We start from the raw sequence: 13,808 nt of genomic DNA on the forward strand, positions 1-13,808 counted from the left end.
AATCCAGAATAATCATTTGTAAAAGAAAAAGGTTTAACAAGAATCTCGCCATCTGAATTCATGATAGATGCGAAATGTGTTTGCTTGGCGATATCGATGCCAACATAGAACATAAAATCAACTCCTTTGTAATAAAATCACTGTGTTTATCCACCTAGTTTTATCATCATAAACTTGCGTGAAATGAAAGTTCAAAGACTTATCCAACTATAAATGATTTAGATAAAACTGTGGCAATACACTCCTTAAAATAGTCAAAGCTATAAGATAAAATAAAAAGTCCACAGTGTTACTATTGATTATAACAAAGTTAAAGCGAAAGGAGAGTATTGATGTATTTAGTTACAAATACATCATACAAGAGGCAAAATGAATAAAAAAGGTAAGGAAATTAATAATGTTGTTTTCAGTAACTTTTTAAATGTGAAGTATTTACCGGAAGAAGATTTGTACTTATATAAGAAAGAGCCGGCCAAGTATAAATTTAATGTTATAGGAGCGGGAATGATTGCCCAGGAGCATATGAGAGTGACGATGCTGGAAGGAAGAGGGATCATTCACGGGATTTATGACAGGAGCCAGTATAGTATAAACCAGGCCCAAAAGATGTTTGGTGAATTATATCCGGATATTAATTTAAAGGTTTATGAGGACTTAACTTCAGCGTGTAATGACCCGGAAGTTGACGGATTGATTATATGTACACCTAACTATGCACATATGGAGATTGTAAGAGAAGCGGTTAAGTCAGGTAAACATATTTTAATGGAAAAGCCCATGGTTACAACATTAGAAGATGCTTATGAGATGAAGAAGATAGCTGAGAGCTATAAAGCTACATTTCAAGTAGGATTACAATATCGTTATAAAGCTATTTACACTGAAGCGAGGAAAGAGGCACTGGATAACAAGGCATTAGGTGACATTAAGACGATATCGATTGTTGAACACAGAGTTCCGTTTCTTGACAAAGTTGACCAGTGGAATAAATTTTCGGAATATTCTGGAGGAACACTGGTAGAAAAATGCTGCCACTACTTTGATTTATTTAATCTTTTTGCTCAGTCAAACCCCAAGTATGTCTATGCTGTAGGTGGCCAGAATGTCAATTTTGTGGATTTTGAGTATAAAGGAAAGAAATCAGATATTTTAGATAATGCAATTGTAACGGTTGTCTATGAAAATGGTGTGAAATGTAGTTTCAATCTGTGTATGTTTGCACCTATGTTTTATGAAGAGATTACCATTTGCGGAGACGAAGGACGAATCCGTGCGTATGAAAATGAGAATTATTTACCTGAAGAAGGCAGTCAGACTCATTTTGAAATGATGTGTGCAACGCACAGACCGAGTGTTATCTCTACACCATGTTACCCTAAAATAATTCAGTCAAGCGGGCATACTGGCGGAACATACTTCGAGCATAGATATTTTATAGATAATATTGAGGGAAAAGAGACAGATACCGCGACAATTGAGGAGGGATTCTGGTCAGTTGTTGTTGGAATAGCAGCAGAGGAATCTGCTTTAACCGGGGAAATCGTATATATTGATGAGCTCCTGGCTAAGTATGAAAACCAGTAATCAGTAAACGGCAAAACCCTTTTCATTGATGACATGGCACTGAAAGCCCGTGCACTGGACGAGAATCCCGGCACAGACAAGTAAAGTCTGGATGGGAGAAGATATGAACAAGAACACCCTGCTTGTTTGCTCACAAGCAGGGTGTTCTAAATCCAGCGTCGTATCCTATGGAGTGAATATGAAAAGCTATATTGTTTCCTGGTTTTGCTAAATGGATTTGTCAGAATTCTTATTATTAAATTAACTCTTTACCCATTTTTTCTTGCGCAATAAAGTCAGTGTAATCATACCTGAAACCAATATACCACAGAGCAGCCACAAAAGCAGATGTCTGGAAGCGCTATCATTGGTTTTCGGTATATCGTTCAGATCTAGGGATCCGGTCGGGATTTTTTCATCCTCAATTTTAACGTAATTATTGCCGTTTCCACTGCCGCTGTTTTCGCCATTGCCGTTTCCACCGCCGCTGTTTTCGCCATTGCCATTTCCACCGCCGCTGTTTTCGCCATTGCCGTTTCCGCCGCCGCTGTTTCCGCCATCGTTTTCTTTCTCCCAGGCGGCCCACAAAGTTGTGTTGTCCTTCACGGTGTCGGTTTCAAAGTTCCAGAATACCGGATTGCCGTCCTCATCCTCAAAAGCGTACCAGCCCTTGAAGAGGTATCCGTCACGTGTGGGGTCAGCGGGCTTGCCGGTGACTTTACTCCCAATGGGGACTGTCACTTTGAAGAAGTCGTTATATCCCGTCTTGCCGTCGTCCGGGTCAAAGGCTACAATACAGCCTTTTTCCCAAGCGGCCCACAGGGTCGTATTATCCTGCACGGTGTCGGTTTCAAAGTTCCAGAATACCGGATTGCCGTCCCCATCCTCAAAAGCGTACCAGCCCTTGAAGAGGTATCCGTCACGTGTGGGGTCAGCGGGCTTGCCGGTGACTTTACTCCCAATGGGGACTGTCACTTTGAAGAAGTCGCTATATCCCGTCTTGCCGTCATCCGGGTCGAAGGCTACAATACAGCCTTTCTCCCAGGCGGCCCACAAAGTTGTGTTGTCCTGCACGGTATCGGTTTCAAAGTTCCAGAATACCGGATTGCCGTCCTCATTCTCAAAAGCGTACCAGCCCTTGAAGAGGTATCCGTCACGTGTGGGGTCAGCAGGCTTGCCGGTGACTTTACTCCCAATGGGGACTGTCACTTTGAAGAAGTCGCTATATCCCGTCTTGCCGTCGTCCGGGTCGAAGGCTACAATACAGCCCTCATTTTCGTCTTCACCAACATCGGTTTGATTGTTGGTTTCGGTTTCTTTCATCATGGTAACGGGAACAGATTCGGTTTCCGCTGCCAATACTTGCACTTGTAATATTCCGCAGATCAAAACTACGGCTAAAAGCAGGCTCATGAATTTGCTGCTTTTACGACGTGTCTTTTTACACATATGCTTTCCTCCCTATTAATATTAAATCTCATTGGCTTAATTGCATTTTGAAAATATGCCTCAAATACAGCTCTATACTGTGGAATCCATCGTTTCCTTGATGGGACCGGGCTGCTTTTCATCACATAAATCACTGATTCTCACGCTCTTCAACGTATCAATCATTTGATTCTGAAGCGCTTCAAGTGTCTTATGGACCGGGCATATCTGCGTGGCGTTTCTGCTGCAAAAGCCGTCTTCCTCAAGGCATCGGTTGATGCGGATGTCGCCCTCCATCACTGTAACGATATCGTACAGAGTGATATCTGCCGCATTTTTCGAAATGCAGTATCCTCCGCCTGGGCCCTGTATGGACTCTAGGAAACCCGCCATCCTGATTTTGTATGCAACTTTATTGAAATAGCTGTAGGTTATGCCCAATTCCTTTGCCGCTACTTCAGCCGTTGACACCTGACCTTCCCGCTGCGCCATAAACAAGAGCATTCGAATCGCATAGTCCGTTGTAATCTGAAATCGCATGGTATCTCCTCCTTATTTGGATATGATTTACTTCCCATGGAAAGTATAATTTAAAACTGGCTGCTTGGCATACTCATGTACTTAATTGAAGTTTTCATGTATGGAATTTGGATTTTAAAACGAAAATGACTCTGAACCTTCTCATTTATTACCTGAATTTACCATTGTGTTATTATAGTAATAATTACTATTTTTATATTTGGATATTGCAGAAAGGTAGTTGTGATGATATAATATAACCACTGGAAATATTAGGAGAATACGATACTGTTGTATGTCCGGTTTACAAAACATTGCCATCCAATTTTGAAGTGTTATAATTAAAGTTAGAAGATACTAACGGGCATTTGTATCGCAGATATTTATTTGAAGGAGGGATATTTATGGATAAAAAAGTATTAGATTTATTGAATCAACAGATCAACAAGGAATTGTATTCCGCTTACCTGTACCTGGATGTGGCAAATTTTTATACCTCAAAAGGGTTGGATGGCTTTGCCAACTGGTTTGAAGTTCAGGCGAAAGAAGAGCAGGATCACGCTATGCTAATATATCAGTATCTGCACAACAATAACCAGGATGTTGTTCTGGAGGCTATAGGCAAACCGGATCAGGTTTATAAAGAACTGATAGACCCGCTGAAAGCAGCTCTGGTACATGAGGAGTATGTAACATCACTTATTCATAACATCTATGGGGCGGCGCAATCCGTAAATGATTTCCGTACAGTACAGTTTTTGGACTGGTTCGTAAAAGAACAAGGGGAAGAAGAGAAAAATTCTACTGATTTGATTACGAAGATGGAGTTGTTCGGGAGCGAGGCAAAAGGACTTTATATGCTGGATGCTGAACTGAAGACAAGAGTTTATGCAGCACCTTCACTTGTTTTGTAAGTGGATACATCTTAACGCAGGGCAGTTCCCAATGTGAGTGGGCTGCCCTGCGTTTTATATTAATTGGAAAATTACGTTTCCTATTGCGTAAAAACTTCTGTAGAAGGAAGATACCATCAGGTGATCCTACATTTTGGAAAAGGGGTGGGAGAATGGAAGACAGTTCGGGACAGTACAAAATACAGGAGTGCCTGTGCTCATCAAGAAGCAGCATAATATACAAGGCTGTGGATTCCCAGACAGGGGATATTGTAATTTTAAAAACGATGAGTGATAAAGCCTTGAATTCGAAAGGATTGGCAAGGCTCAAGAATGAATATGTTCTTTTATCTAAGCTGAAAAGCAACTTTGTGCCTCAAATTGTTGATTTTATAAAAATAGATGAAGATTTCTTTTTAGCTTCAAAATATATAAGAGGGATTGCTCTGTCTCAATATATAAAGACCCATGAAATAACTATCAGAGAGTTTCTTTTGTTGGCCCGGGATATTGTGAAGGGGCTTTCGGATATCCATAGAGCGGGAATCATCCACAAGGATTTGAATCCTTTCAATATCCTTTATGATGATCAGACCGGCAGAGTGGCAATTATGGATTTTGGGCTTTCGGCAGAATTTTCTTTTGAAAAGCCATTGATGATAGATGTGGCGGCTTCGGAAGGCACACTTTACTATATTTCTCCGGAACAGACTGGCAGGATGAACCGTGCCATTGATTTTCGGACAGATTTTTATTCGCTGGGTGTTACATTTTTTGAAATACTTTGCGGTACCCGTCCTTTTAAGTCAGAAAGTCCGGCAGAACTTATCTATGATCATGTGGCCAGAGTTCCTGTTTCCGCAAGGGAAGTTAATTCTAAAGTGCCGGATACAATATCTAAAATGATTGCTAAGCTTATGGCAAAGATGCCCGAAGACAGATACATGAGTACAGAAGGGATTTTGTTTGACCTGGGGCAGTGTATCACTACATATAACATATATGGCGAAATCCCTGACTTTGAACTGGGAGTTGGCGATTATTCGGACCGTATTGAAATACCTCATAAGCTTTATGGGCGTGAGCGGGAGCTTGAAACTTTAAGAGAAGCCTACGGCAGCATTTCACAGAACGGCAGATGTGCTGTTTTTATCAGCGGTCATTCGGGAGTCGGGAAAACTTCTTTGGTCGGAGAGTTTCAAAAGTCCATTGTTCAGTCGGGGGGGACTCTGCTCAGCGGGAAGTATGAGCAGTACCAAAGAAATATGCCGCACCACGTGCTTTTTCAGATAGTTAGAAATTTTTGCGACTTCATCCTTTCTGAAAGCGAGGAGCGGATTGCGGAGTGGAAAGTGTGTATTTCTGATGCACTTGGAGAAGATGCTTTCCTGTTTACAGATAAGGTTGAGCGTCTGGCATTGTTAATCGGGAAGATGCAGCCGCGGCCGGAGTTATCCTTTCTTGAGACGGGAACCAGATTCAAGGCGGCGATACATAGATTGCTTGCGGCGGTGGCATCACTGGAGCACCCGCTTGTTATCTTTTTAGATGATATCCAGCTCGTCAGTTCGGGAGGAATGGACATTCTGGAAGAAAGCATACAAAATGAAAACATCAGAGGTCTGATGCTTATATGCTGTTACCGTGACAATGAAGTGGACAGTAACCATCCGGTAACGCTCAGTCTGAACAAGCTGGTGAATCAGGAAGCAAATGTTCACTGTATCACGTTGTTTGGAATTAACCAGGAAGCTGTGGCCAAAATGCTGGCAGAGACATTGCACAGCAGCATTGAAAGTGTAACCGGGCTGGCCCGGGTTGTATATAATAAAACACTGGGAAATCCATTCTATATGAAACAGTTTCTAATGATCTGCCATATGAATGGGCTGATCCGGTTCAGCAGGTCAAAACGGGTCTGGGTGTGGGAAAAAGAGAATATAAACGCTTGTCCTGCGGAAGATAATGTAGTTGACTTTATTATACGGAATATGGATCAGTTTTCGGAGGAAGCCATTGAACTGCTTTCATTTGGTGCGTGCAATGGCCGCAGTTTTTCTGTAGGCCTTCTTGCAAAACTTTCCGGGAAAAAATCAAAGAAAATATCTGAGATTTTGGGACGGCCCATATTTCTTGAAGTAATCTACCCTGTTCAGGGAGATGGGCTTCAGATGGAAAATATTTGTTTTCAATTTTCTCATGACCGGTTTCAGCAGGCCTTTTATACGATTTTATCGGAACGTAACAGGAGCCGTATACATTACATGCTTGCAAAGTATTATTCTGGATCTGAAAGCGGGGACAGCGGTGCCTCAGAAAAAAGGTTTCTTGTGGCAAACCACTATTCTAAAGCTTTTGGGATGATTGATTCCCCAATGGAAAAAAAGCATATTGCACAAATTCTTTTGAAAGCTGCCCGGGCTGCCTGTCTTTTGTCAACTTATGAGATTGCACTAGGGTATCTGGAACAGATTATCGGACACTTAAATGAGATGGAGTCTGCCGGAGATGACTTTGGTTTCTCAGTTTATGCGGCATATCATCTGGTATTGTGCAGCCTTTCCAGATATGAGGATGCTGACCGGGTTTATCCATTACTTGAAAAGCTGGCAGATTCTCCAATAGATCTTACAGATAATTGCTGTCTGCAGGCTGTGGGATTATCAAACCGGGGCGAGTACGGAAAAGCTTTCATGCTGGGTGTGGAATTGTTGGAAAAGCTGGGGGTATCATTTCCAAAAGAAATGCTGTATGAAACCATAAAGTCTGAAGTTGAGACATATTACACTGAGTGTGAAAAGATGAATTTTTTGGGGAAAGTGGATAAAATCGAAGCAGTGGATAAAAAAGAATCTGCGATCTCAAAAATCTTAAATAGAATATCTGCAGGTGGTTTCTTCCTAAATCCGCTGTATTCTGCCTGGGCTATTGTGACCAGCGCCAGGCGGAGCCTTATATACGGTTATACCCCGGAAGGGGTAATGCTGTATGCAAATCTGACCCTTGTTCTTGTGCCTTTTAAGAATGATTACAAGCTGTCCTATGCTATCGCAGATAAAGCAAGAAGATTGGCTGAAAAAGCCGGATATAAGAATGAATTATTTAGAGTATACCATGTATTTTCGTTATTCAACGGCCACTGGTTTCAGGACGTGAAGAAAAATATATCTTATTCACGGGAGTCCTGGAGAGGAAATGACTCCGTAGGTGATTTTGAATTTGCATGTTATAGTTATTTTACAACCCAGCAGGCGGTACTTGAAACCTGCCAGACGGTCCGGGAACTGGCGGGTGAGACCGAATCTGCATTAGCTTATGCTGTTAAAACGGGAAACTTACATGCGGTTGAAAGCTATACAAGTTATGCACAGCTATACAAAGCTTTAAAAGGTACCACAAAAGCCTATGGCAGTTTTGAGGATGACAATTTCAGCGAGGAGAATCATCTTGAGGGCATCAGGATGGATCAGATGGCCCAGTGCTGCTATTATATTCTCCGGGCACTTTCTGCAGCGATATATTTAGACTACAATACGGCTTATGATCTGACAGTAAAAGCCACATCCTTAATGCCCTACATTACCGGGTTTTATCTGACTGCAATACATAACTTTCTGCATTCCCTGGCTATTTGCAAGCGCCTGGAGTATCATGACTGCGGCAGAGAGGAACAAATAAGCCTCCGTGCGATGCTGGAGGCAAACCAGGAGTGGCTTGGGGAAAGAGCGGCAGATGCGCCGGTGAATTTTTTACACCTTCACAGTGCCATTAAGGCTGAAATAGCTGCATTAGACGGCAGAGGTGACAAGCTGGCTTCACTCTATGAAAAAGCAATCCGTGAAGCAGAGACGAGCAACAGACCATATCATTATGCTATGCTTTGTGAACTGGCGGCACGGCGTTTTCTAAAACTGGATGCCCCCAAGACAGCGGCTAACTTTTTGCGTGAGGCGTATTCGGCATATCTTTCCTGGGAAGCGGACGGAAAAACGGAGCAGCTCTGGAAGGACAGCAGTGGCCTGCTTTCCGTGAATTATACAAGTAAAAAGGGTTTTTACAGGAATCCGGGTACTGCCTATGTCTCAGGAACAAGCAGTGCTGTAAACAGAACAACGATAGATTTCAATGCATTGATTACCACCTCCCAGGCAATTTCCGGTGAGATAGAACTGGAAGCTATTTTAGATAAACTAATGAACATTTTGCATGAGATTTCAGGCGCACAGTATATTTACTATCTTACAAAAGACGGGAAAGACGGCTATGTTATCCGGGCAGAGGGGAGTTCAGAGTATAAGGAAGAAAGTTCTGTAAAGGTGCCTGCTGCAAATTCGGGCTGTATCTCTTTGGGGATTTTGTATTATGTAGACAGAACGAAGGAAACGATTGTGCTGAATAATGCGCTGACCTCTGATATTTTTATGTCGGATGAGCACATTCTCGCATATGGTTCTAAATCTATTTTATGTATGCCGATTATTCACCGGGGAGACTTAAAGGGGATTCTTTATTTGGAAAACAGATTGATTGAGGGAGTTTTTGATGAGAAACGTCTGGAAGCGCTGAAAGTTATTGGTTCTCAGCTTGCGATTTCTCTTGAAAATGCTTATCTTTACAGCAATCTGCAATTTCTGGTTGATGACAGGACGAAGGAGCTGAGAGAAGAAATCAAGATCCGCCAAGGGGCGGAGGAGCGGCTTGCACACATGGCAAACCATGATACACTTACGGGTCTGCCGAACCGGCGGATGTTTCAGAATCATTTGGAATTTTCTATAAAGGCAGCAAATTATGAAAAAGGAGTCATTGCTGTTTTATTTGTTGATCTGGATGGTTTTAAATCCATAAATGACCTGTATGGGCACGATGCAGGAGATATTGTTCTGATTTTTACGGCCCGCAGGCTTGTTAACACCGTCAGGGGCTGCGATATGGTTTCCAGGCTGGGAGGCGATGAGTTTGTTCTGGTGATTGAAAATGCTGAGAGCAGAGAGCAAGTCGAAGCATTATGCGGGCAGTTAATTGATGCGGTGAAAAACCCTATTAAAATTGATGAAGCCGGGACGGAGGTATCTGTTACGTCAAGCATAGGCATCAGTATTTCCGGGTCTGACGGAAACACCGCTGAGGAATTGATTAACAATTCGGACAAGGCAATGTATGCGGCAAAAAATAATGGTAAGAACCAGTATGCATTTTACTCAGAATTATGACCGTACCTGGCGGGGCTCTGTTTTATCATATCCTTTGCCGGAGTAAGGACGTTCTGCATATCCATGGGCAAGGGCGCGGAAAAAGCAATATACTCTCCGCTCACAGGGTGGCAAAAGGCCAGGCGGCAGCAGTGAAGCGCCTGCCTCCGAATGTACTCCATGTCCGGATTATAAAGATAGTCACCAATTAATGGGAAGCCAAGATATTTCATATGAATGCGTATCTGATGGGTACGGCCTGTCTCTAATTGAAGAGAAACAAGGCTGTGCCCATTCTGTTCTTTTATGACACGGTAATGGGTGACTGCAGATTCACCGTTTTCAAAATCCACCATACGCTCAATGATGGAGCCTGGTTTTCGGGACAAAGGTGCGTGAATAGTACCCTGGGCAGGGGTGACACTGCCGCGTACAAGTGCCAAATACTCCCGGGAAACCTCATGGTGTACTGCCATAGAAGACAGGATATTGGAGCTAAGCATGTGCTTTGCAACCACAGTCAGTCCCGAGGTGTCCCGGTCCAGGCGGTTAGTGCAGCGGAAGACAAAGGCTTTTCCCTGAGTCTGAAAATACCATGCCAGCCCGTTTGCCAGGGTGTTTGTATAATTGTTCATGGAAGGGTGGGTGGGCATACCGGCAGGTTTGTTAATGACAAGGATATCTTCATCCTCGTACACAATATCCAGAGGAATAGATATGGGCGGGATATGTTCAGAAGATTCCGTTTCCTGAATATGTACCGTCAGGACATCCCCGGCAGCCAGTCTTTGTTTTAAATAACGGGGGCTGCCATTTACAAGAATACTGTCCGGCATCTTTTTTAATTCAGTGAGATTCTGCCGTGAGTAGCGGTGTCTTCTCAAATATTGCTCTATACGCAGGTTCTCCTGCTCTTTTTTTACTTCATAAGTTAAAATTCTGTTCATGTGGTTACCTCAATGTCTTAAGTACTTACATAGTATACTTCTTTCCCCGGGAAGGTTCAAGCGAAAAGAATTTGCATAAAAAAAGAGAAAATATTGTAAAGACGGGAGTGCTTCCTGTATAATAAAGACGTTATGATTCTTTAAGGGTTGTACATCAGGAGTAAAAAGAAAGGTACATGGAGTATGAATATTAATCAAAAGTTGACTGAAGAACTGGAAGTAAAACTATGGCAGGTAGATGCCGCAGTGAAGTTAATTGATGAGGGGAATACAATTCCTTTTATCTCACGTTACAGAAAGGAGATAACAGGGTCTTTGAATGATGAACAGCTGCGGAAGCTGTACGAAAGGCTGACATATCTCCGTAATCTGGAGGAGAAAAAGGAACAGGTATTATCGGGAATAGAGGAACAGGGAAAGCTGACAGAGGAATTAAAAGCGCAGATTCTGGCAGCTGAAACACTTGTTGTTGTGGAAGATTTATACCGTCCTTACCGTCCCAAACGGAGGACACGTGCTACCATAGCGAAGGAAAAGGGGCTGGAGCCTCTGGCTGCGTTAATTACCTTACAGCAGACAAAGGAACCACTGGAAAAGGAAGCGGAAAAATATCTGTCGGAAGAAAAAGGTGTCAACTCCATAGAGGAGGCGATTGCCGGAGCAAAAGACATTATAGCGGAATCCATTTCTGATGAGGCGGATTACAGGAGCTGGATCCGTAAGATGACCACTCAGAAGGGGAAACTGATTTCCAAGGCGAAGGAGCCGGAGGAGGAGTCCGTTTATGAGATGTACTATGAATTTGAGGAGCCTATTGTAAAGCTGGCAGGGCACCGGATACTTGCACTGAACCGGGGGGAGAAGGAAAAGATTCTGACGGTGAAGATAGAAGCTCCGGAAGAGGAAATTATCCGCTATCTGGAAAAAAAGACTATCTTCCAGGAAAATCCATATACCTCACCGGTACTGAAGGAGACTGCAGAGGACAGCTACAAACGTCTGATTGCACCGGCTATTGAGAGGGAAATCAGAAATGAACTGACTGAGAGAGCGGAAGATGGAGCAATTGAGGTATTTGGCAAGAACCTGCACCAGCTTTTGATGCAGCCTCCTATTACGGGACAGGTGGTGTTGGGATGGGACCCTGCTTTCCGTACCGGCTGTAAGCTGGCTGTTGTGGATGCCACAGGAAAAGTTCTGGGTACGACAGTGATTTATCCCACTGCGCCGACTACACCACAAAAGATAAAAGCATCAAAAGATCTTTTGAAAAAGATCATTACAAAGTATAATATTACTCTGATTTCACTGGGAAATGGAACAGCGTCCAGAGAGTCGGAACAAATTATAGTGGAGCTTTTGAAGGAAATCCCTGAGAAGGTACAGTATGTAATTGTAAACGAGGCAGGCGCATCTGTCTATTCTGCAAGTAAGCTTGCTACAGAGGAATTCCCTAAATTTGATGTGGGACAAAGGAGCGCGGCTTCTATCGCAAGACGTCTTCAGGATCCTCTGGCAGAGTTGGTTAAAATTGATCCGAAATCCATTGGGGTCGGGCAATACCAGCACGATATGAATCAGAAGAAGTTAGGTGAATCATTAAATGGTGTGGTGGAGGATTGTGTAAATAAAGTAGGCGTGGACCTGAATACGGCATCTGCACCTCTGCTCTCCAATATTTCGGGAATTACGGGAACAATTGCAAAGAATATTGTAACATACAGGGAAGAAAACGGGAGGTTCACAAATAGAAAAGAGCTGCTGAAGGTTGCAAAACTGGGGCCTAAAGCCTATGAGCAGTGTGCAGGTTTTATGCGGATTATGGATGGTAAGAATCCTTTGGATGCTACGGGAGTGCATCCTGAATCTTATGATGCGGCAGAGAAATTGCTGGAGAAGCAGGGATTTGGGCCGGAAGATATTACCAGGGGGAACCTGACAGGGTTGTCACTGACAATCAAGGATTATAAAAGGCTGGCAGAAGAACTGGGGATTGGCGAGATAACCTTGAGGGATATTGTAAAAGAGCTGGAAAAACCGGCCCGTGACCCCCGTGATGAAATGCCAAAGCCTATTCTGCGCACAGATGTGCTGGATATGAAGGATTTGAAGGAGGGCATGATTCTGAAAGGGACGGTGCGCAATGTCATTGACTTTGGTGTATTTGTAGATATTGGAGTTCATCAGGACGGATTAGTGCATATCTCACAGATTACGGACCGGTATATCAAACATCCGCTGGAAGCTGTCAGTGTGGGAGATGTTGTAGATATCAAAGTGATGAGTGTAGATTTGAAAAAGAAAAGAATCCAGCTTACTATGAGAGGGATTTAAAAATGAGAGAACAGGGAGTGTACAGAGCATTGATTGTCTGTATGCTCCCTGTTTTCTACTACATAGAAACCCTCCGGGGATGCGCACTACGCACATAATAAAAATGGCCGCTAAAGCGATCTCGCCCCGCCACGAGAGCCTGGCTTGCCAGACTCTTTATTATGAAAGACGCAGGACGGCTGCCCTGAGTTTTGGTCCGAGAAGTGCAGCGATTATAATTTTAATCAAATCTCCTGCAAGGTAGGGGATGACACCTACGCTAAACGCAGCTATAAAAGTCAAATTCATCTGCCGGGCCAGCCAAAGGGTTCCCAGTAAATAACAAACGGCAGCGCCCGCCGCCATACCTATGACGGAAAAAGATAGTTTCCCGGGGAAAGATTCTATGAAAAAGCCTGCAATCAGTGCCATAAAGATAAAGCCTATCAGATAGCCGCCTGTAGGACCGGCAAGTTTTCCCAGTCCCCCGGAGAAGGAGGAGAAAACCGGAAGGCCCACGGCTCCCAGCAGTAAATAGATGATATAGCTTATGGTGCCAAATTTCATACCCAACACGAATGCAGCCAGATAGATGGCGAGATTCGTAAAGGTAATAGGGACAGGGCTCATGGGCAGGGGAATGGAAAGCGGACCTAAAATACATATAACTGCGGTCATAACTCCCGTTAAAGTCAGGTGTTTTACTGAAATAGAGGGAGTGTTTGAGGATGGGATTTTCATAGTAGCCTCCTTTTATTTATAACGTTTTTGTTTTATCTTGTGTCAGTATAAAAGGAATAAGAAGATTTGTCAACCTAATATTTTTTAAGGTTAACAATACTCTTTGTATCAGTAACAATTTAGGTTGGTGATTTTAGTGTGATTAAAGTTTTCGAACTATAGGTAATAAAACCTTTAAAGTCAAAGTTATTTTATTGAAAAGAATGGAATTT

Annotated in this window: 9 protein-coding genes; 4 read left to right on the forward strand and 5 right to left on the reverse strand. The window is 43.1% G+C overall.

Translation table 11 applies throughout. The features are described from left to right. The coding region (locus A8805_RS03395) for an IS110 family transposase (protein WP_146199423.1) at positions 1-113 on the reverse strand (113 nt) is incomplete at its 3' end. A gap of 256 nt (positions 114-369) precedes the next feature. Here A8805_RS03395 and A8805_RS03400 point away from each other — a divergent pair. Next, on the forward strand, positions 370-1,584 hold the full coding sequence (locus tag A8805_RS03400) for a Gfo/Idh/MocA family protein (protein WP_109708822.1): 1,215 nt from the start codon (positions 370-372) through the stop codon (positions 1,582-1,584). A 240-nt stretch (positions 1,585-1,824) separates the two neighbouring features. Here the strand turns inward: A8805_RS03400 and A8805_RS03405 are convergent, their stop codons facing one another. Together A8805_RS03405 and A8805_RS03410 are read right to left on the reverse strand one after the other, a co-directional pair. Then, positions 1,825-3,012 carry an InlB B-repeat-containing protein gene (locus A8805_RS03405; RefSeq protein ID WP_109708823.1) on the reverse strand — a complete coding sequence of 396 codons (1,188 nt, stop codon included), beginning with the start codon at positions 3,010-3,012 and terminating at the stop codon, positions 1,825-1,827. Between the two features lie 72 nt (positions 3,013-3,084). Continuing rightward, the gene (locus tag A8805_RS03410; RefSeq protein WP_109708824.1) at positions 3,085-3,531 is read right to left on the reverse strand and encodes an RrF2 family transcriptional regulator; all 447 of its coding nucleotides are present in this window, start codon (positions 3,529-3,531) and stop codon (positions 3,085-3,087) included. Between the two features lie 383 nt (positions 3,532-3,914). Between A8805_RS03410 and A8805_RS03415 the strand changes: the two genes are divergently transcribed. Together A8805_RS03415 and A8805_RS03420 are read left to right on the forward strand one after the other, a co-directional pair. After that, positions 3,915-4,424 (forward strand): ferritin, encoded by a 510-nt coding sequence (locus A8805_RS03415; RefSeq protein WP_109708825.1) that lies wholly within the window; start codon positions 3,915-3,917, stop codon positions 4,422-4,424. 152 nt (positions 4,425-4,576) lie between these two features. Next, positions 4,577-9,616 (forward strand): diguanylate cyclase domain-containing protein, encoded by a 5,040-nt coding sequence (locus A8805_RS03420; protein WP_109708826.1) that lies wholly within the window; start codon positions 4,577-4,579, stop codon positions 9,614-9,616. On the opposite strand, the gene A8805_RS03425 is transcribed toward A8805_RS03420, so the two are convergent. Then, the gene (locus tag A8805_RS03425; RefSeq protein ID WP_109708827.1) at positions 9,601-10,542 is read right to left on the reverse strand and encodes an RluA family pseudouridine synthase; all 942 of its coding nucleotides are present in this window, start codon (positions 10,540-10,542) and stop codon (positions 9,601-9,603) included. The genes A8805_RS03420 and A8805_RS03425 overlap by 16 nt on opposite strands. A gap of 183 nt (positions 10,543-10,725) precedes the next feature. Between A8805_RS03425 and A8805_RS03430 the strand changes: the two genes are divergently transcribed. Continuing rightward, a complete protein-coding gene (locus tag A8805_RS03430) occupies positions 10,726-12,876 on the forward strand; it encodes a Tex family protein (RefSeq protein WP_109708828.1) in 2,151 nt (716 codons plus the stop codon). Positions 12,877-13,035: 159 nt separating this feature from the next. Here the strand turns inward: A8805_RS03430 and A8805_RS03435 are convergent, their stop codons facing one another. Continuing rightward, positions 13,036-13,596, reverse strand: coding sequence for a biotin transporter BioY (locus A8805_RS03435; RefSeq protein ID WP_109708829.1), 561 nt, complete (start codon positions 13,594-13,596; stop codon positions 13,036-13,038). Positions 13,597-13,808: the final 212 nt, after the last annotated feature.

The organism is Faecalicatena contorta, from assembly GCF_003149105.1.
Taxonomy (GTDB): domain Bacteria; phylum Bacillota; class Clostridia; order Lachnospirales; family Lachnospiraceae; genus Muricomes; species Muricomes contortus_C.